The organism is Streptomyces sp. ISL-99, from assembly GCF_018614005.1.
Taxonomy (GTDB): Bacteria; Actinomycetota; Actinomycetes; order Streptomycetales; family Streptomycetaceae; genus Streptomyces; species Streptomyces flavidovirens.
The window spans coordinates 12,433-31,566 of sequence record NZ_JAGGPC010000072.1 but is presented as its reverse complement, the minus strand read 5'-3'; the positions used below and the strand labels follow the sequence as shown (position 1 = coordinate 31,566).

Below are 19,134 nucleotides of genomic sequence, written 5' to 3'. Positions count from 1 at the left end.
CGCTTCAGAACAGCCCGTGCCACATCTGCTCGACGATCAGCGACCACCACGCGTCCGGGTTCGCCAGCGCCGAGGCGTCGATGGCCACGAGCTGCTCCTGGAAGGAAGCGACCGCCGCACCGGCCGCGACCGGGTCCAGGCCCTGCATCTGCTGCCGGGTGGTGGCGAGAAGGGCGAGGGAGCGGGCGAAGGCGGCAGCTGAGATGTTGATGTAGCGGGGCGCGGCGTTGACGGGGTCGATCGCCCAGAGTGCGCCGAGACCGTTGGGTTCCGTCGAATTGGGTTGGCACTGCACCGCGACGACCGCCACCCCGTCCCAGCCGATACGTACAAGGTGAGCGAGAGCGTTGATCTTCTCTTCGCCGGCCGGGCTGCGGCGCTCGCGCAGGTTCGTGGCGATGTCCGTGAAGAGGCCACCTGCGGGCGGGCTGTCGGGTCGGTCGGCGGTGAAGAAGAGCGGCAGGTCGGCGGGAAGCCCGGCCCAGGTGAGCGTCGCCTGTGTGGCCTCGGGCATTCGGCTGCCGGTGACGTCGTCGGCGTCGTAGCGGCGTACGCCGTCCTGGCCGAAGACCTCGACGAGATGCCGCCCCAGAGCTACGTCGCGCATCGGCTCGGCCGGCGCCACGTTCGTCGGGACCGGGACGCGGTGCGGGCGGGGAGGCGGCTGCTGGCCGGCGATCTGGTGCATCATCTCGACGTGCTGGAGCAGTGAGGCGATGCCTTCGGCGCGGGTTTCGGGCCGGGCGCCGTAGTTGTGGGTGCAGGAGAGCTCGGCGTTGGGAAAGGTGTTGAGGAGCTCGGCGGTGTAGCCGCCGGGGAGCAGGCTGGGGCGCAGGTCGGTGTGGATTGCGACGACGTTGCCGATGGGTACGTTCATGCGCTGCAGCTCGGACCACGCCTGGTACTCGACGGGCGGCAGTCCCGGACCCGAATTGCGGAAGAGAGTCGTCTCCTCGCCGGTCGCCGGGTCGATGTACGTGAAGACGGCGGTGTTGCCCGGCCCGGTGACCGGACGGCCGCCCTCCGCCGACGCCGCACCGCCGCCTTGCTTCTGCTGGTACATCCGTACCACCTCCTCGACCGGCACGGACGGCCAGACGGTCAGCTCCCCGGTACGCCGGTCGACGACCCCGCAAGCGTCCCCGATCTCGGCGGGCGGCCGCCGCTCCCCGGTCTCCGGGTCACGCTCCATTGGCGCGGGCGCGGCCCACACGACCCACCCCAAGTCGAACTCCTGCATCCTGACCTCGCGGCGCGGAGCCCCCGAGTTGTCGGGGTTGAGCCACCGGTCGGCGGTGGCGAATGCCTGCTCCTGGCTGATCACGAGGGGAACTCCTTCGAATTGACAGGGAAGTGAGGTTACGAGGCTATCTCTGCGTCGTGCGAGCGAATCCTCAGGGCCTTGGCCCCGCGCTCGGTCGCGACGAGAAGGATGCCTTGGGGTGAAAGGTCGGATCCCGTGAAGGGAAGGTCGGAGATCAATGCGGCCACCATCTCCTCCCGGGACCGGTCCCGGACCCGTAGCTAGTCGGCGCCACGGCTGAGCGCGAGTGGCGCAGCGACCCGCTCGTCCTCGGAGGGGAACAGGATCTGTTCCGGCGACACTTCAGCGAGAGGCGCCGGCTGTACAAGGCCGTGGACCAGTAGCGCGGATCCATCGCCGACAGGGCGAGAGCCAGGTGTCCCTTCGGGCACGATGAGAACCGCGACGGGGATTGCCTTGTCGTCGCCAGGCTGCGCCAGGCTGCCGACCGTCACCGCCTTGACGCCCGCCAGTGGCAGGCTCCACAGAGTCTGCCACGGCAGCTCCAGGCCCAGGCGGTGCACGGCGGCGGCGTATTCGGGCAGACCGTCCTCGACGAACGCGGTCTCCAGCAGAGCGCCCCTCAGCAGTACGGGAGCCATGGTGCGCGTCAGCAGCGGTGCAGTACGCAGATAGGTGTGGGCAGGTGTGCCGAGTTCCTCAGCAGCAACAGCCTCGATCGCCGCGCGCAGGAGTACCGGATCGGCGTGTACGAAGAGCCCTGGATCAGTGAGGAGCTGGGGGAGCAGACCCGACTCAAGTGTGTGGCCCGCGATGTGATCCCGTACATAGGGATCCGCCTTGCCCCAGTCCGAAGGTTGGGCAGGCCGACGCGTATATCGTCGGCAATGGCCGGATGAGCCAGCCGGACCGACGGGCGACCCTCGGCCCCTTCGCCCGGTTGAACGAAGGGACCGGCGAGCGGCATCCCGTCGGCCATCGGCGCACTCATGTCATGGCCTGCGACGGCTCCCGCGAGTCGTACCCACAGGTCGATCGGCATCCCGTCGTCCGGACCGTGCGCGAGCGGCGCAAGCATGGTCCGGAGCAACTGCGGATCAGTGCCGAGCCGGCGGGCGTGCAGGTTCAAGGCCTCGCCCACAGAGCTCGGCAGATGCTGTTCGTCGGCAGGGTCGAAGCCATCGGGGGCCATGAGAATGCACTGGACGGCGAGCTCCACCACCAGATGACTGGCCCCGGCCCTGCGGCCGACTGCCGCAGCGAGGTCGAGGCGTGCCTCGGGGTCGACCGTGAACGGCAGCTCAAGGGCACCGAACTGGGGGTTCAGTGCCGCCTCCGCGTGCCGGACGAGCGCATCGGGATCGGCCCACTCCGGCTCGTCGAGATCGATGACCTGCACTACGCCCGAAGACAGGCCGGCCGCCAGATCGGAGGCGAGATGCCGTGGCACTTCGGTAAGAAGCCGAAGGTTCTCGACAGCGGCGAGCGGCTTGAGTACCTCGCCCACGACTCGGGCGGGTTCGCCCGAGCCGCGGACCGTCCCTGCTCGGTCGACATCAGGTACGACGATCGTTACTGGCTGGTCGAGCGCGGACAGTTCGGCGTACACCCCCGCTGAGTCCGTGGTCTTCAGGGCGTAATGATCTGCGATCAGCCACAGAACCTGCGCGGCGGACAGTCCTTCAGCGCTGGGCACGGCAGGAACCGGCAGCTCCGGTGGCACCGTGGCCGGGTCCATCGTGTCGAGGGCCAGCTGCTTGCGGTACTCCGGGTCGCACAGCATCAGGAAACCGGTGATCAGCCGAGATACCCCACTGCCGGGCCCCCCTGTGAGCACGACAACACGTGGGGCACCGGGCCACGCCATGCGCCACGCGGCCAACGCGCGGAGCACGGCTGTGCGGCCGCCTATGTGTGGGTGAGGCGTGTAGCCGTCGCTCGAGGCGGTCACAGTCTCGGTCCTCCGCCGTTCACTGAGAAGGGGCTGATACGAGCAAATCGTATGGTCAGTCGGTTGCCTGGAAGGCCGCGGTCCAGATGCCTGCGGTTGTGCCTGCCGGGTCGAGGTCGGGCAGCGTGTCCGCCAAGTCGTCTCTGACCGCCGCGCGTTCGAGGCGGCTGCCCGATGCTGCCAGCATGCACCGACCCATGACGTAGTACTGGAGCAGGTCGATGAACGCGGCCAGACTGCTGGCGATCCACACGGCCTTGCTGCCCTGTACTTCGTCGCCGGACTCGTCGTCGAAGTAGTCGTCGAAGTCGTCCTCGGTGTTACTCCAGGCGTCCGCGTCCAGGAGAAGGACCTGCCCGGTAGGGCCGTGCAGGACCATGTCGCTGGTCACCCACACACCGATCTTGTAGTACGCCCCGGGGAGGGCCTCTGCTGGCAGGTCGGCCATGTCCACTTCGGGCAGGCCCTGCTCGTCCAGGGCCGCAATCTGCATCTCGACGCCCTCGAAGGCGGGTAGGCCGATGTCGGTGAGGACCCGGCGGGCCTCGGCGTCCGTCACCCCCTCGGGTAGCCGGTGGGTAGGCAGGCGACGTACAACACCTGGTTCGAAGAGGTCGGCGTCGTACGCGCCCCGGGGGTGCGGCGTCCTGCTGTGCAGGGCGGGAACAAAGCCGTGATCCTCGAAAATCGGCTCGCCGTGCACTCTGCTGAGCTCTGGTGCGGCAGCGGAGTCCTGGGGTTCGACGGCGAAGATGCCGCCGAGCCCCGTCACCACCACAAGGTCGCCCAACGCCACCTGCTCCGAGACAAAGGGCGGTCCCAAGGAGTCGAACACGGTCAGGTCGTCCCAGGTAGGTGTGACGTCGCGTTCGATGTCGGGGAGCCACAGCGTCTCCCGCTGTCCTGGTGCGGGCACCGCATCCGGCCAGGGACCGGCCAGCTCCTCGCCGGTCTCGGCGTCCCAGGCGCGGTACCGCTGGTCCCATTGCCCTTGGGCGATCACTGCACGCCGCCCGGGGCAGTAGTCCTCAGGGGCGACGATCGGGTCTCCCAATGGGCCGGGCCGGACGAACGCCGTGCTCAGTGCGCCCGGCGGCCGCCAGTGTGCCCAACGTACTCGCCACGGGAGTTGCTGCCCACAAGCCGCGATGTCGGCAGCGGTCTCCAGGTCGCCGCGCATGGTGCTCATGAGATGCAGCCAGGACGCCCATTCGCCTTGCGGCAGGGAATCGACGCCGGACATCCACAGATTGACCGCATCTCCGGCCGGGGAGTCCGGGTCGACCCGGTAGCGGTCGTGGCAGTGGGCTGCGTCGATCAGAGCGACCTGGTCGAGGTGGGCCACCAGGCGGCCGGAGCGCTGCACGGAGTCGAACTGGTCAGCCTGTACAGCATGCATGGCCAGCCCCCGTGCCAGGTACCAGCCTGCTGGCTCCGCTACGGGCTGGCTCCGCAGCCACTCGACGAACTCCAGGTTCACTGCGCGTACGACATCGGGGGCGGTGGTGCGGCGAAGGGCTTCAGCGATGACTTCGTCGCGGAAGGAGACCCGGCCGGTGGCATCCACCTCGAGCAGCTCACTCGCTGACTGCAGCGTCGCAGCGACGTCGATGGGGCGCCCCGTATGCGATCCCAGGGCCCGGGCGAGTGCTGTCCAGACGACCAGCGGGGTATGGCGCACCTCGGCCAGGGCGAGCGCCCGCAGAGCGTCAGCATCCATCTGGGAAAGCTGCTGCTCCACGGCCTTCGCAGCCTTTGCGCCCGTACTCGGCCGAAGAGTCACCACCACGTTCCTGTGCGATCTTCTGGTATCGGGCACGTCCCGCTCGATCAGCACCTTCAAGCGGCCGGCAACAGCCAGTTCGACTGTGAAACGGTGCACCATCCGGTCAGGCTCCGAGGAGCGTCGTGTGCGGCCTGCCCGTTGGGCGTTGGCGATGATGACCAAGCCACCGCTGAACGAGGAGTTTCGCAGGGCGTAACCCCAGTCGGCACGGCGCTCATGTGGAACGTCGAGTCCGGCTGCCTCCATGACCCGTTCGATGAGGTCCTCAGAGGTCAGACCGGTGGCATCCACGAAAACCGTCCCGGGGACGGCCTCGCGCAACCGAAACAGTGTCTGCGTCCGCCCGGAGCCCGAGGGGCCGGTCAGCTCAGCCACCCCTCGAGTTTCACTGTTCTGCCACTCGAGCAGCTCAGCCAGGGCCTGTTCCGGTGATACAGGTGAAGGAATGAGTGCTTGCACGCTGGAAACGCGGTCGGCAGGCACCTCGTGACGGCGTACTCGCGTGGTCATTCCTGCCCCTTGTTGTTCGCGGAACTACGAGGTGGCCGGCGCCGGCTGCCGGATCCGCAGCGCCTTCGCCCCATGCTCTGTCGCGGCGACCAGGATGCCGTCGGGGGAGAGGTCGGCGCCGGTGAAGGGGGAGTCCGAGATCAGGGCAGCCACGACTGTCTGGCGTGACCGGTCCCAGACACGAAGCTGATCTGTGCCTCGGAGGAGCGTGAGCGGGGCGGTTGCCCGGTCCTGTTCGGACAGCCGCAGCAGCTGTTCCGGTCCCGGATCGTTGAAGAGAGTCGGCTGTACGAGGCTGTGCATGAGCAGGGCGGAATCACTGTTCCCGGCCACAGGGCAGGCGCCGGGGGTGCCGGTGGGTACCGAGAGAGCGGCGATAGGGGTGGGCGCTTCTGCGGGGCGTGGGAGCGTGCCGATCGTGACTTCGCCGATGTTGCGGAGGCGGACGCTCCACAGCGTCTGCCAGGGCAGGTCGAGGTTGAGCCGGTGCACCGCCGCGGCGAAATCCGGAAGCTGGTCCTCGACGAACGCGCTCTCCAGCAGCGCAGCGCGGGACAGGGTGGGCGCCTGCGTGCGGGTCAGCAGGGGGGCGATACGCAGATACGTGCGTCCCGGTGCACCGAGCTCCTCCACCGGGACGGCTTCGACCGCTGCGCGCAGCGGTATCGGGGCGGCGTACACGAACAAGCCCGGGTCGGTCAGAAGTTGGGGCAGCAGCCCCGCTTCCAGAGTGTGGCCGGCGATGTAGTCACGTATGTAGGGATCGGCCTTGCTCCAGTCCTGTCCGGGGACGGCTTCCAGGAGTGCCACGGCGATCTGCGACTGTGCGGCCCGGACGTTGGGGAGACTGGAGCGGAGCTCTTCGGCGAGGGCGGGGTGGATGAGCTGGAGCAGCGTGCGCTCGCTGTTCGCGCCCGTCTGAAGGGACTGTACGAACGGACCGGCCAGCGCTGCACTGCCCGAGATCGCCGTGGTCATGTCCTTGCCGGCCAGGGTGCTGACGAGCCGCCCCCACAGCTCGACCGGCAGACCGTCCCCCTCGGCGAAGGCCAGGGGAGCGAGCAGTTGGCGCAGTGTCTGGGGATCGGCTCGGAGTCGGCGTGCGTGCAGATCGAGTGCCTCGCCCAGGCATGTTGGCAGTTGGCTCTCGTCTGTGGGTACGAAGCCTGCTGGACTTGCCAAGATGCTCTGGACGGCCAGCTGCACGGTGAGCGGGCTGGTCCCCGCGCGGCGCCCGATCGCCTCAGCGAGGGTTCGCCGGGTCAAAGGGTCGGTGGTGAACGGCAGCTCCGGCGCCCCGTGCTCGGGGCTGAGCAGGGCCTCGGCCTGCAGCACCAGACCCTGGGGGTCCGCCCACCGAGGGTCGTCGAGGTCGATGATCTGCGCGGTGCCGGGCGGCAACCCTTCAATGAGGCTCGCGGCGAGCTCACGCGGTACGTCGGCAAGGAGCCGGACGGTTTCCGTCGTGGCGAGAGGTCTGAGTGCTTCCTGTACGAGCCGGGCCGGCTCACCTGTGGTTCGGAAGGGGCCTGCCAGGTCGGTGTCCGGCACGACGACGGTCACGGTCCGGTCGAGGGCGGCCAGTTCGGCGTACACGTCCTCGATGCGCGTGGCCTGCAGACCGTAATGTTCTGCGAGCAGCCACCCGAATTGCGCCGCGGTGAGCCCTGCCGGGCTCGGCACCGCGGGGGCGGGGAGCTCGGGCGGCACGGTCGACGGGTCGAGGTCGGCCAGCGGAAGCCGTTTGCGGAACTCCGGGTCGCACAGCATGAGGAACCCGGTGACCAGGTGCGAACGCCCGCTGCCCGGGCTGCCGGTGAGGACGATAACGCGCGGCGTTCCGGGCCACTCCATCCGCCAGGCAGCGAGGGCGCGCAGTACGGCGACGCGGCCGCCTATGTGGGGATGTGGCGCGTAGCCGTTGGTCGGGGCGGTCATGGGTGTGGTCCTCGCGGGTGCCGGGTAACGGGCGAAGGCTGGCTGTCTGGCGTCGGGTGACGACTAGATGTTGCGTTCGAGGTTCTTGCGATAGAGCGCGATGGCTTGCTCAATCGGGTAGTTGGGGACGGTGACGGATTTGCCGGTCTCTTTGGAGACCACGATCTTGGCTCCGCCTGGCGGGGAGGGCTGTGGGCGGCCGGCGGCGTCGGTGCGCGGCGGGAAGACCGCGTACACCAGGTAGCCGATGTCGAACTCGTGGACGTTCAGCTCGGCGGTCGTGCCGTCCGGCAGCTTGGGCTGGGCGTAGCGGCTGCGGACGATGGCCAGGGCCTGGTCGGGGGTGGTGGGCGGGGTGTGTGGGGGTGGGGCAGCGGGGGTTTCCGGCGCCATGAGGGCCTCATCTGTGCAGGAAGAGTGCGGACGGAGGATTACGTGGGGAACTCGTTCACCCAGCCGCCGTCGAGGAGGTACTTGGGGAGGTACTCGGATTCGACGGTGATGGTGAAACCCTTGTCACGGGCGAGGCATGAGACGGCGAGGGGGCCCAGGGCAGTGAGCCCTTCGGCGTCCAGGGCGCGATCCTCGTTGTGCGTCCAGTAGTCCTTGTGCCATTCGAGGGCTTTGGCGAGCTCGGTGTTGAACTTTTCCTCGTCACCGCGGGCCAACTGGGTCAGTAGGTTCATGGGGGGATACATGATCTTGAGGACGCTGTCGCGCGGGGCGTGCTGCAACGAGTCGGGGTCAGTTCCCTCCACCGCGGCCACCAGCTTGTCGCCGAACTCCGGCTTGTTGAGCCAGTACGCCTGGAGTGCTTCCACCCAGTCGTAGATGTACGCGTCGAAGGTGGCGCCGGACTCCCGCAGCTGGGAGACCGGGAACTGGCACAGCTCGCTCATGCGCTTCTTCTCGCGGCAGACGGCGGCCAGCCAGAACGCGGTCAGCCAGTTTCCCGCGTGAGCCCGGGGCAGCGCGCCTGCGCGGATCGTGCGCACCTCGTGACCGATGCGGCATTCGATGGTGTCGGTGGTGGCGCGGGCCGAGGCGAACAGGGCGGACCCGACCTGCATCGCAGTGACGCAGGCCTCCCAGGTCTCTACCTTGTCCGCCTCGGTATCCACCGAGCAGCGCAGATTCAACAGCTGTACGGCCCCTGCCAGAGCATTCGAGAACCAGGACGGACTCTTCTTGAGAAAACCGACCTTCTGCCAGAATCCGCTGTTCGCGATTTCCAGCTGGAGCTCTACGTGGCTGGTGGAGCGCGCGTTATGCCTCGGGATCCTGGTCATTGTTTCGTTCTCTGTCTTTCTCTGCTTGCGGCCTGGTGTCGAACTGCTTCATCTCGTAGCCGTCGTGGTTGCCCTGCTTGTCGGCCTTGCCCTTGACGAGTATGTAGGTGACCCGGCACGGGTCGTCCTCGAGAGCCGCGGCGAGAGCGTGTGCCAGCTTTGCCTCTTCCACGGCGGCCAGCTTCTCAGCCTCGCTCTTCTTGGGGTCGGCGAGGATCCTCTGCGACCGCTGCTCCATCTCGTGCAGGATCGTCTCGAAGTATTCGCGCGTACCCTGCCTGACCTTTGGCACACCAGGACGTGGGTCGTCCTGACTGTCCTGGTCGTCGCTTTGCCCGCCATCGGTCTGGTCCGGGGCGGAACTGTCGGGCGACGAGGCCGGGGTGGAGCCCTCCTCCGATGGTATGCCGCGTCGTTGGCCGAGCTCGGCGTCCGGAGATCCCTTGGCCTCCACGACGACGAACTTGGGCGGATCGCTGTCCGGGATCGTCCAGATCTGGTCGAACCGGTTGTTACCCGTGGCCCGGTCGTCGATGCGGGTGTACTCCCCGAAGTGCTCGGGCATCGCGTGGAACTCGGCCACCTGCTCGCCGTAGTCCTCACTGGCCCGCGTCATCTCCCCGTGCAGCGGGCTGTGTGTCGCGTCCGCCTGATCAAACTTTTCCTTGTTCTCGGGCGTTTTGTTCTTTTCGTACGCGTCCTTGGCTGCCTTCCGATCCTTGTGCGGCTGCCGGTCCGCGTCGATTGCGTCCTGGCGGGCCTTTGCGGCCTTGTCGAGCCGCTTCTGGTTCTCCTCGGAGATCCCCTTCTCCCGCTCTCCCGTCCTTGCTCCCTCGTCGATGTACGTTTCCTCAGGGGCGTCCGGCGCATCGTTGGCCAGCATCCACGGGTTTTCGGGATCGTTTGTCGGATGCAGCTGAGGAACGGGGCGTCCGTCCTCGGCCGGGTTCGTCCTGCTCCTGCGGTACCCGCTATTCGGGTGGTAGTACTTCTCGAACCAGGTTCGGTCCGCCGACTCCTCCCCTCTGTCCCGCGCGCGCATTCCCGCATTGGCGCGCGCGAGCATGTCCAGATCACGCTGCCGACCGCTTGGCTGGCGGTTGCCGTCAGGGGTGCTGCCTGCGGGCTCCGCAGGTCCGGAGGGATGCTCAGGACTCGTCGGCCGGGAGTCCTGCGCCGGGTTCTCGGGCGCGATGTCGCCGTACAGCGGCTTCTTCCCGTTGACGGATTCCTTGACGTAGTTGGCCGCATCGGCGTTCTTGCCGTTCGGAAGGCTCTCGCGCGTGGGGACCGCGGAGTCCTTGTTCATGTCGCTCGGAAGGTCGTTGTGGCTGTCGGACCGGTCCGGGGCAGGGGCGTTCGGCCGGGGTTGGTCCGGCAGCTCGGACCGGTCCTTGTCCGGGGTCTCCGACCGCGGATGCTCCAGGGGATCGGGACCTGTCTGGTCCGGCCGCGGCGGGGTGTCCCGATGCGGGTCCGACGTACGCGGTTCCGAAGCGCGGTGATCGGAGGTACGCGGATCCGCAGTGCGAGGATCGGTGGTGCGCGGGTCCGTGGTCTGCTGATGCGGAATGGACGTACGCGGGTCCGAGGGCGTGGTGGTCTGCTGAGGCGTGTCCCGGTTGGTGGTGGGGTCGCTCGGCGAGTCCGTCGCGGTCCGGGGCGGTGTCGAGATGTTGTCCGGCGTGCCGGTGTCGGCGTTGTCGGGCGTGGTGTGGGTGGGCCGCTGCCGCTGGTCCCTGGTGTCGGGTGTCTCGGACGGGGACGGGCGGTTCTGTTCGGTGGCCGGCTCTGGGGTCTCCGCCTGTCGCGGTTGCGTCGAGTTGCCGTCGTCCGGGGATGTCTGGCGGCCGTCAGGCGTGCTGGGGGCCTGCGGTGTCTGGCCGTCCTCGTTTTCGGCCTTGCTGTTCGCCGGGTCCGGGTCCGGTGTCGTGGAATCCGCTGTGGTGGGCGATTCGGTGCTCGGTTCGTTGCCGCTGGTCTGCTGCTTCGGGGTGTCGCCCGAGGCGTCGTTCTGCGTGTTGTCGTCTGGCTGCCCGTTGCTGTCGGGGTTCTCCGCGTTCTCGGAGTTGTCCGCCTGAGACTCGTCGTTCTGATTCTGGGAGTCGCCGGTGTCCGTCTCCGCGGGGTGCAGCGGGTTCCCGTCCGGGTCCATCGGGATGTGCCAGACGTGCTCGGCATTGGGGATGTGCAGCGGGTCATGGCTGACCTCGCCGCTCTGGGTGTCGATCCAGACGACTTGGCCGTTGTGGTTGACGGCATTGAAGGCGTGGCCGCCTCCGCCGGGCCAGTCGACCTGGACGATGGCGTGCGCGCCGTGCCCCGCCTGCAGGAGGTCGTCCGCGATGCGCTGGGCGGTGTCCGGGTCGCTGCCTTCACCGGCGTACGAGTGCGGGGCACCCGACCAGCGGATCTGGTTCTCGTTCGCGCTGCTCTCCGGCGACCAGGGATCCAGGTTCCCGTTCTCGTCGGTGTCGAGGGTACGAGGGGCCGAGACCTGCGGGTTACCGCGCCAGGTTTCGAGGAATGAGCGGGAGCAGTCGGCACAGTTGTTGCTGCGTCCCGGTACCTCGTTGCCGCCGTCGTTCTGCAGCTGGCTCCAGGGGCCGAACGGATCGGGGAACCGCTGAGGAGTGCCGTCAGGATTCCGCGGCACGGCATTCGCCAGCAGCTGCTGGTCCTGAGGGTCGGGCTCTGTGAGTCCTCCCGGCTCGTGATCCAGGTCGTTGCGGATGTCCTCGAGACTGTCCGTCTGCGGTTCTGGCTTGTCGGGCGCGCCGGGATTCGCCTGTGGCGAGCCTGGTGTCTGCGGGCCGGATGGATTGGGGTTCGACGCCTGGGACGGGGCGTTCGGGCCGGGGACCATGGAGTGGATCGGTACCGCAGTCACCTGAGGCTGCTGTTGCTGCGGCTGTTGGTTCGGGGTGTTCGACGGCTTGGCGGGGTTGGTGCTGCTGGGCTGCTGCGGCGTGTGGGGCGTGTGGGGCGTCTGGGGCGAACTGCCCGACGGCTGGTGAGGTCGCGTGGGGGAGTTGGCCGCACCCGGTTGCGGCGTGTGCGGTGTGTTGCCGGCCGGAGTCGGCGCCGTGTCGGGTGTACGCCCGGGGGAGCCGGAGCCGGGTGTGTTGGCTGTGTTCGGCGTTGCCGTCGGGGGCGAGTTCCTGGGTGGGGTCGGCTGTCGCGGGTCCTGGTGCGGGGTTGTTGGGCTTGGGCTCTGGTTTGTGTTGGGGCTGCGGCCATCCGATGCGCTCGGCGTAGTAGGTGCCTGGCCCTGGGGCCGACCGCCGGTCGAGCCGGGCGTGTTCTGGTTCGGGGGGCGGCTGTCACTCGTGCCTGGCGTGCTCTGGTTCGGTCCCGGATTGCGGGTGCCCGCCCCGCCCGGCGTGTTCTGGTTCGGGTTCGGTGTGCGCCCGTCCGGTGTCCCTGGAGTACGGCCGTCCGTCGACGGTGTCGGTGTACTGCGCGGGGGCGTGGAAGGTGTCGGGTTCGGGGTGGAGACCGGGCCCGGTGCTGTGGGGTTGGGGATGCCTGGGGTGGTGGAGGGGGTCCGGGGCGGTGCGGCTGTTGGGTTGGGGCTGGTGGGGCTCGTACCGGACGGGGAGCCGCTTGGGGTGGTGTTCGTGCCGGTACGTGCGCCTGCCGCGCCGTCTGCTGTGGCGGGCGGCGTGGGCGAGGTCGGCATGGAGGAGTTGCCGTCCGGGCGGGGGCCGGCCGCGGTCGTGGGGTCGGGCGTGGTGGGGGTGGGAGTGGGGGCGGCGTTGGACTGGGTCGGGATGTTGGCGGCGAGGCTGTCGATCGAGGTACTGATCGAGCCGCCGCTGCTCGTGGAGGACGGTGTGCCGCTGGACGCCGGGGTGGGGGCCGACTGGGGGGTGGGCGCGGTGAGTCCGCCGGTGGAGGAGGAGCCGCCGCGGGTGTCGCCGGTGCCGGGCGTGCTGTTGTTGTTGTTGCTGCTGGTGTCCGGGGAGGGGGAGGAGGGTGGCGTATTGCTGGGTGCGGGGTCGTCGAAGTCCGACAGCGTCGGCCGGGAGGGCGAGTTCGAGGAGGAAGGATTCTGCCCGGCGTCCGGGGTGCTGGGCGTGGAGTCCGGGGTGCTGCTTCCTGTGTCGGTGCTGGGGAGGCTTCCGAGATCGGGTGCGCTGTAGGCCGCGGGGCCGTCGCCGTCGGCCGATATGCCACCGCCGATGTTCGTGTTGCCCGTGTTGGTGTTCGAACGTGAGGTCGTCGACGAGTCCGAGCTGGACGAGCCCGAGGAGCCCGAGGAATCCGACGAGTTCGACGAGTTCGACGAGTTCGACGAACTGGACGAGTTCGACGGGTTGGACGAGGAGGAGTTCGAGCCGGACGCGTTCGCGTTCGAGGAGTTCGAGGAGTTGGAGCCGTTCGAGGAGCTGGTGTTCCCCGCATTGCCGTCGCTGCCGCCGCCGTCGCCGCTGTTGTCGCCCGAAGTGGGGTTGGAGCGGTTGTTGTAGGCGTCCATGCTGCTGTTGTAGCCGCTGTCGATGGAGTCGCGGACGCTGCTGCCGGCCTTCTTGCCGAGGCCGTCGCGCAGGCCCTCGGCGAACGTCTGGGGGGTTTGCTTGATGGCCTCCCAGCCGCCCTTGGCGCCGGCCGAGACGGTCTTGCCGAGGTCGAAGCCCTCCTGGGTGCCGAAGCCGACGTTCACGGACTGCGTGACGAGGTCGGTGACCATAGCCTGGACCGCCGAGACAGCCGGTTCTTTCATCGCCTCGATGATCGCCTGCATCAGCGCGTCTTTGAGCGCGTCGATGATGCGTCGTACGGCGACGCGGGTGACCTGGGTGGCGGCCATCCCGGCGGCGGCGGAGAGGCCGAAGGTGACGACGGACGCGGCCGCGGCGGCGGCGATCTGGATGGCCAGCGCGATCAGCTGGACGATGACCGCGTACTTCGCGAACGCCACCAAATAGGCTGCGGCTTCGAAGGTGTTCGCCAAGATGTACGCGGCTTCGGCGGCGTTGGCGAGGTAGCCGTCCGAGGCGCCGTCGGAGAACTTCTTGTAGTGCGTGGTGAACTTGTCGATGGACTCGCCCGCGTTGTGTGCGATCACCGTCCGGGCGCTGGTGTCGGCACGCAGGCGCAGCTTCTGGGCGTCGTCCCCGAACTTGCGCCACAGCTTGGCGGATTCTCTGAGCAGATCCTCATTGGCTGTCGGCCAGTTGTAGCCGAGCATCTTCAGGACCCACTCGAGCTCATCCGGCAACATCATCGCCACAGCGCGCCACACCCCCGATGGGCAACTGCCGCACAACGTCCCCCAACGGCGGGAGAATCACACGAAGTACAGCCGTGCCCTGAGCTTACTAACCATCACCGGCGTTGCTGCAGACCGCTCCTGTCACAACCCTGCTGCGAGACTGACCGGCCTCGCGAGCAGGCTGTGCGGCCGTTGGTAGCGGCGGCAGCGTCTGGCCTCTCAGGCGTCCGGCTGGTGTTGTCGGCGGTAGAGGGCGACGGCCTTGTCGGTCGGGTAGTTGGGGACCGTTACGGTCTCGCCGGTGTCCTTGGCCACCACGATCTTGCTCCCACCGGGCGGGGATGGCCGGGGGCGGCCCGCCGCGTCGGTCGTCGGGGGGAAAGTCGCGTACACCAGGTAGCCGATGTCGAATTCGTGGACGTGCATGGGGGCTGGTGTGCCGTCCGGCAGCATGGGCTGGGCGTAGCGACCGCGGACGATCTCGAGAGCCTGCTCGGAGGTCATGGGTTCCTTGCCTGACTCGCGTCTGCCCTGTGTGGGGGACTTGCCGGCCCGGTCGTCGGCCACAAGGTGCGTCAGACCGACTTGAGGTTGTCCACCTTCGAGCCGACATCGGCATCCTGCTGCGCCCTGAGGGCCGCGTACTTCGCGTCCTCTTCCTGCTCGTGCTTCTCGTGCCGCACGCCCATCGCCGTGAACTTCATGCCCATACCCGCGATCCGCTTCGCCAGGCTCGGCATCGAGTCCTTCATGCCGTCGCGCAGACCTTCGTAGACCACGCCGAAGTACTCGCCCATCTCGTCGTCGCCCCACGGCGGCGTCTTGCCCGAACCCTTCTCGATGGCGTTCAGGCCTTCGAACAGCGCCTTCGCGGCGATGGCGAAGTCCTGGCCCACCTCGAACATGTGGAAGCCCTCGCCCTTGAGGACCGACGCATCGGCCCTCATCGTGTCGTCCCCCACTGCAACTTCCCCCTGTAATCCGCACGTCTGTCGCACCGTCAGCCTAATGCCGCAGCCGCCCCGCTTCCAAGGAAACAAGCGTGAGGGCAGGCGTGAGGGACAAGCGTGAGGGGCGGGCGCCCATCGGCGCCCGCCCCTCACATGTGTCCACCAGCAGCAGAGATCAGAACCGCGACGGCAGCCAGCCCACCTGGACCATCTGCCCACTGCGCCGACGCGTGTGGAAGTACCCACGCCCCGGCGGCAGCTGCGACGGAGAGATGTTGCCGAGCAGCGCACCCTCCGACCGGTCGCCGGACATCACCAGACCCTGCGCCCCGAGCTCCCGCAGACGCTGCATCACCGGCTCGTACAGCGACCGGCTCGCGCCGCCCGCCGAGCGCGCGATGATCACGTGCAGGCCCACGTCACGGGCGTACGGCAGATACTCCACCAGAGGCGACAGCGGGTTCATGCCGGTCGCCACCAGGTCGTAGTCGTCGATGATGACGTACGCGTCCGGGCTGTTGTACCAGCTCCGGTTGCGAAGCTGCTCCGGCGTGACGTCCGGCCCCGGCATCCGGCGGCTGAGCGACCCGGCAAGGCCCTCCAGCGTCTCCGTCAGCGCGGGCGCCGACGCGCAGTAGCGCGACAGGTGCGACTCCGGTACGGCCTCCAGGTGCGCACGCCGGTAGTCACCCATGACGATCTTTGCCTGGTCCGGCGTGTAACGCTCGGTGATCTGCTTGATGAGCAGCCGCAGCACCGCCGACTTACCCGACTCGCTCTCACCGAACACGATGAAGTGCGGGTCCGTCTCGAAGTCGATGAAGACCGGCGCGAGCGCCGACTCGTCGATACCGAAGGCGATACCCCGCTCCGGGTGCTCGAAGCCCTTCGGCAGCCGGTCCGCCTCCATGATCCTCGGCAGCAGCCGCACGGCCGGAGCCGGGTTGCCCTGCCAGTTCTCGTTGATGCCCCGGATGAGTACGGCCGTGGCCTCCGCCAGGTCCTCCGTCTCCGAAGAGCCGTCGACCCGCGGCAGCGCGGTCATGAAGTGCAGCTTGTCCGTGGTCACACCACGGCCCGGCACGGACGCGGGCACGTTCTGTGCCACCTTGCGGTCGATCTCCGACTCCGTCGGGTCACCGAGCCGCAGCTCGATGCGGTTCTGCAGCATGTCCTTGAGCGCGGGCCGCACCTCGGTGTAGCGGCTCGCCGTCAGAATCACGTGTACGCCGAAGCCGAGCCCGCGCATCGCCATGTCGGTGATGGACGCCTCGAGCATCTCGTAGTCCGTCTTGAAGGTCGCCCACCCGTCGATGACGAGGAAGACGTCACCCCACGGCTGGTCGGGCAGCAGCCCCGCCGCCCGCCGCTGCCTGTAGGTCTGGATCGAGTCGACGTTGTTCGCGCGGAAATACTCCTCGCGCGCGTTGAGGATGCCCTCGACCTCGCTGACCGTACGACGGACCTTCTCGCCGTCGAGCCGGTTCGCGACCCCGCCGACGTGCGCCAGATCCTCCATCGCGATCAGACCGCCACCGCCGAAGTCCAGGCAGTAGAACTGCACTTCGCTCGGCGTGTGAGTAAACGCGAACGACGAGATGAGCGTGCGCAGCAGAGTCGACTTGCCGGACTGCGGACCACCGATGAACAGACCGTGGCCCGCACCACCCGCGAAGTCCCGGTACAGCACGTCGCGCCGCTGCTCGAACGGCTTGTCCACCAGACCGACCGGCACATTGAGCCGGCCGAGCGCGGTGTACTCGGGCGCCGTCAGACCGCGCTCCGCCGTGACCGCCAGCGCCGGCAGGAGCTGCTCCAGCGAAGGCGCCTCCTCCAGCGGCGGCAGCCACACTTGGTGGGCGGGCGGCCCCTGGTTCTCCATCTTGGCGACGATGACGTCCAGGACGGTGTCGGCAAGCGCGTCGTCGATCCGGTTGTCGGCCTCCGGCTCCTCGATCACCGGCTGCGGCGGCAGCGCCACGTGCTGCGCCGTGAAGAGCGCGGGCCGCAGCTGAGTCGAGCGGTGCACCCGCGACGGACCCTCACCGTGGTACGCCCCCGACACGTACGCCGCCTTGAAGCGGACCATGGTGTCGGTGTCGTACCGCAGATACCCGGAGCCGGGAATCGACGGCAGGTGGTACGCGTCCGGGACACCGATCGCCGTACGCGACTCGGCGGCGGAGAACGTACGCAGACCGATCCGGTACGACAGATAGGTGTCGAGCCCGCGCAGCTTGCCCTCCTCCAGGCGCTGCGAGGCAAGCAGCAGATGCACACCCAGCGAGCGGCCGATGCGGCCGATCTGGATGAACATGTCGATGAAGTCCGGCTTGGCGGTGAGCAGTTCGGAGAACTCGTCGAGCACGATCACCAGAGAAGCCAGCGGCTCGAGCGCGGCACCGGCCGCCCGCGCCTTCTCGTAGTCGTGGATGTTGGCGTAGTTGCCCGCCGTACGCAGCAGCTCCTGGCGGCGCTGCATCTCACCCATGATCGAGTCGCGCATACGGTCGACAAGTGTGAGGTCGTCCGCGAGGTTGGTGATGACGGCCGCGGTGTGCGGCATGTCCACCATGCCGGCGAAGGTCGCACCACCCTTGAAGTCCGCGAGGATGAAGTTCAGCGTCTCCGAGGAGTGCGTCACCGCGAGGCCGAGTACGAGCGTACGCAGCACCTCGGACTTACCGGAACCGGTCGCTCCGACACACAGGCCGTGCGGGCCCATGCCCTCCTGCGAGGCCTCCTTGAGGTCGAGCATGACCGGCTCGCCGTTCTCACCGACACCGATCGGTACGCGCAGCCGCTCGTGCAGCGTGCGCGGACGCCAGGTGCGCGAGACGTCGATGGAGCCGGCGTCGCCGATGCCCATGAGGTCGGTGAAGTCGAGGTTGGACAGCAGAGGTTCGCCCTCTTCCGCAGTACCGACCCGGAAGGCGGCGAGCTGTCGCGCGAGCGACTCGGCCTGCGCGAGGCTCAGCACATCCGGCTTGCCGCTGTACGCCGAGTCGTGGCCGACGTACAGCTGAAGCTTGTTCGGCTTCAGATACGCCGTCAGGTTGCCCCGCAGCTCGTCCTCGAGCTCCCCGGGGGCGATCTCCAGGAAGGTGACGCCCTGAAGACCTTCCGTGCCGGCGAGTCCCGAGTCCGGCGGTACGGTGCCGCCGTCGAGCACCACGATCAGGTGCGGCTGGTCGTAGACAGGGTTCGCGTCCCGGTTCCAGCGCGGCCGGTCGGCCAGCTGGTCCTCCAGCGCCTCCTCCAGCTCACCGAGGTCGTCGAAGAGCAGCCGGGCCGAGCCCGCTCCGTCCTTGGCCTTCGGATGCTGGCTGTGCGGCAGCCACTTGATCCAGTCCCAGTCCACGGCGGCGGAGGGGTGCGCGACCACGGCGACCATCAGGTCCTCGGGCGAGTGCAGCGTCGTGAGCTGGGCAATCGCCGCTCGGGCGTTGCCGTAGACCGTGTCGCTGTCCCCGGCCAGTACCACGTGATAGAAGGCGCGCAGCGAAACCGACACCGGCAGATCGGCGAGACTCCCGTGCGCGTCGAGGAACGCCTTCATGGCCGCCGCCGTCAGCGGCTCCAGCTCCTCCTTGGGCGCGGTCTCCGGCGCCGCCAGCGGAGTTGCCAGCTGCTGGCTGCCGAGCCCCATGCGTACGGACGCGAAGTCGGCGTCGGTCGGGCGCCGTTCCCACAGCCGCTTGCCGTCCGCGGCCAGCGCCCACAGCTGGTCCGGGTCCGGGTGCTGGAAAAGCTGCGTACGCCGCTGCAGTTCAGCGGTCTTGTGCACGTCCTTGCGGACCTGCTCCAGATAGCGGAAGTAGTCACGCCGGTCCTGCGCCATCCCCGCGCCGCCGCCCTGCCGGGACTTGGCGAACTGGGCGATGCCCATGGCGAGGGTCGAGGCGAGCATCAGCCCGCCCACCACCCGCATATAGGGAGGCAGGTTCGGCATGAAGAAGAAGCCGACAGAACCCAGCATGCCCATCATCGGCAGCAGGTTCATCAGCACACCGTCGTCACCCTCCCGCGGAATCTCGGGCGGCGTCTCCAGCTTCACCTCGCCGTCCGGGACAGCAGGCGGCTGGATCCGCGGCTGCCGTTTGATGATGACGACGCTCACCGATGCACTCATCCTTCGCGATTGCTGTGTCTTTTTCCGGGTGCAACCCCCGGACCCCCGGCCCAAAGAGCAGGCACGCGTAGCCGTTGATCCTACTGTTACGCCAGA

At 68.3% G+C, this 19,134-nt stretch carries 11 protein-coding genes; all 11 read right to left on the bottom strand.

What is annotated here, in order from left to right:
- Positions 1–4: 4 nt before the first annotated feature.
- Positions 5–1,324 (bottom strand): SUKH-4 family immunity protein, encoded by a 1,320-nt coding sequence (locus tag J7E91_RS32225; protein ID WP_214910442.1) that lies wholly within the window; start codon positions 1,322–1,324, stop codon positions 5–7.
- Positions 1,325–1,524: 200 nt separating this feature from the next.
- Positions 1,525–1,905, bottom strand: a complete 381-nt coding sequence (locus J7E91_RS36490; protein ID WP_251016581.1) for a hypothetical protein — start codon at positions 1,903–1,905, stop codon at positions 1,525–1,527.
- An 8-nt stretch (positions 1,906–1,913) separates the two neighbouring features.
- Positions 1,914–3,047: a hypothetical protein gene (locus J7E91_RS36485; RefSeq protein ID WP_251016580.1), complete on the bottom strand. Its 1,134-nt coding sequence runs from the start codon at positions 3,045–3,047 to the stop codon at positions 1,914–1,916.
- 223 nt (positions 3,048–3,270) lie between these two features.
- On the bottom strand, positions 3,271–4,935 hold the full coding sequence (locus J7E91_RS32215; RefSeq protein WP_214910441.1) for an SUKH-4 family immunity protein: 1,665 nt from the start codon (positions 4,933–4,935) through the stop codon (positions 3,271–3,273).
- A 600-nt stretch (positions 4,936–5,535) separates the two neighbouring features.
- Positions 5,536–7,449 (bottom strand): ATP-binding protein, encoded by a 1,914-nt coding sequence (locus tag J7E91_RS32210; RefSeq protein ID WP_214910440.1) that lies wholly within the window; start codon positions 7,447–7,449, stop codon positions 5,536–5,538.
- 63 nt (positions 7,450–7,512) lie between these two features.
- Positions 7,513–7,842 carry a hypothetical protein gene (locus J7E91_RS32205; RefSeq protein WP_214910439.1) on the bottom strand — a complete coding sequence of 110 codons (330 nt, stop codon included), beginning with the start codon at positions 7,840–7,842 and terminating at the stop codon, positions 7,513–7,515.
- A gap of 38 nt (positions 7,843–7,880) precedes the next feature.
- Positions 7,881–8,738, bottom strand: coding sequence for an immunity 49 family protein (locus J7E91_RS32200; RefSeq protein ID WP_214910438.1), 858 nt, complete (start codon positions 8,736–8,738; stop codon positions 7,881–7,883).
- On the bottom strand, positions 8,716–13,968 hold the full coding sequence (locus J7E91_RS32195; protein WP_214910437.1) for a toxin glutamine deamidase domain-containing protein: 5,253 nt from the start codon (positions 13,966–13,968) through the stop codon (positions 8,716–8,718). The genes J7E91_RS32200 and J7E91_RS32195 overlap by 23 nt, the downstream gene beginning before the upstream one ends.
- Positions 13,969–14,175: 207 nt before the next feature.
- Positions 14,176–14,460: a hypothetical protein gene (locus J7E91_RS32190; protein WP_214910435.1), complete on the bottom strand. Its 285-nt coding sequence runs from the start codon at positions 14,458–14,460 to the stop codon at positions 14,176–14,178.
- Between the two features lie 71 nt (positions 14,461–14,531).
- A complete protein-coding gene (locus J7E91_RS32185; RefSeq protein ID WP_214910433.1) occupies positions 14,532–14,918 on the bottom strand; it encodes a hypothetical protein in 387 nt (128 codons plus the stop codon).
- Positions 14,919–15,081: 163 nt separating this feature from the next.
- Positions 15,082–19,026 carry a type VII secretion protein EccCa gene (eccCa, locus tag J7E91_RS32180; protein ID WP_214910431.1) on the bottom strand — a complete coding sequence of 1,315 codons (3,945 nt, stop codon included), beginning with the start codon at positions 19,024–19,026 and terminating at the stop codon, positions 15,082–15,084.
- Positions 19,027–19,134: the final 108 nt, after the last annotated feature.

What these genes read in the sequence shown, in the direction of transcription:
- J7E91_RS32195 (WP_214910437.1), bottom strand. Translation starts at nt 13,968, where the DNA reads ATGATGTTGCCGGATGAGCTCGAGTGGGTCCTGAAGATGCTCGGCTAC.
- J7E91_RS32215 (WP_214910441.1), bottom strand. Translation starts at nt 4,935, where the DNA reads ATGGATGCTGACGCTCTGCGGGCGCTCGCCCTGGCCGAGGTGCGCCAT.
- J7E91_RS32190 (WP_214910435.1), bottom strand. Translation starts at nt 14,460, where the DNA reads ATGACCTCCGAGCAGGCTCTCGAGATCGTCCGCGGTCGCTACGCCCAG.
- J7E91_RS36490 (WP_251016581.1), bottom strand. Translation starts at nt 1,905, where the DNA reads ATGGCTCCCGTACTGCTGAGGGGCGCTCTGCTGGAGACCGCGTTCGTC.
- J7E91_RS32210 (WP_214910440.1), bottom strand. Translation starts at nt 7,449, where the DNA reads ATGACCGCCCCGACCAACGGCTACGCGCCACATCCCCACATAGGCGGC.
- J7E91_RS36485 (WP_251016580.1), bottom strand. Translation starts at nt 3,047, where the DNA reads ATGCTGTGCGACCCGGAGTACCGCAAGCAGCTGGCCCTCGACACGATG.
- J7E91_RS32205 (WP_214910439.1), bottom strand. Translation starts at nt 7,842, where the DNA reads ATGGCGCCGGAAACCCCCGCTGCCCCACCCCCACACACCCCGCCCACC.
- J7E91_RS32200 (WP_214910438.1), bottom strand. Translation starts at nt 8,738, where the DNA reads ATGACCAGGATCCCGAGGCATAACGCGCGCTCCACCAGCCACGTAGAG.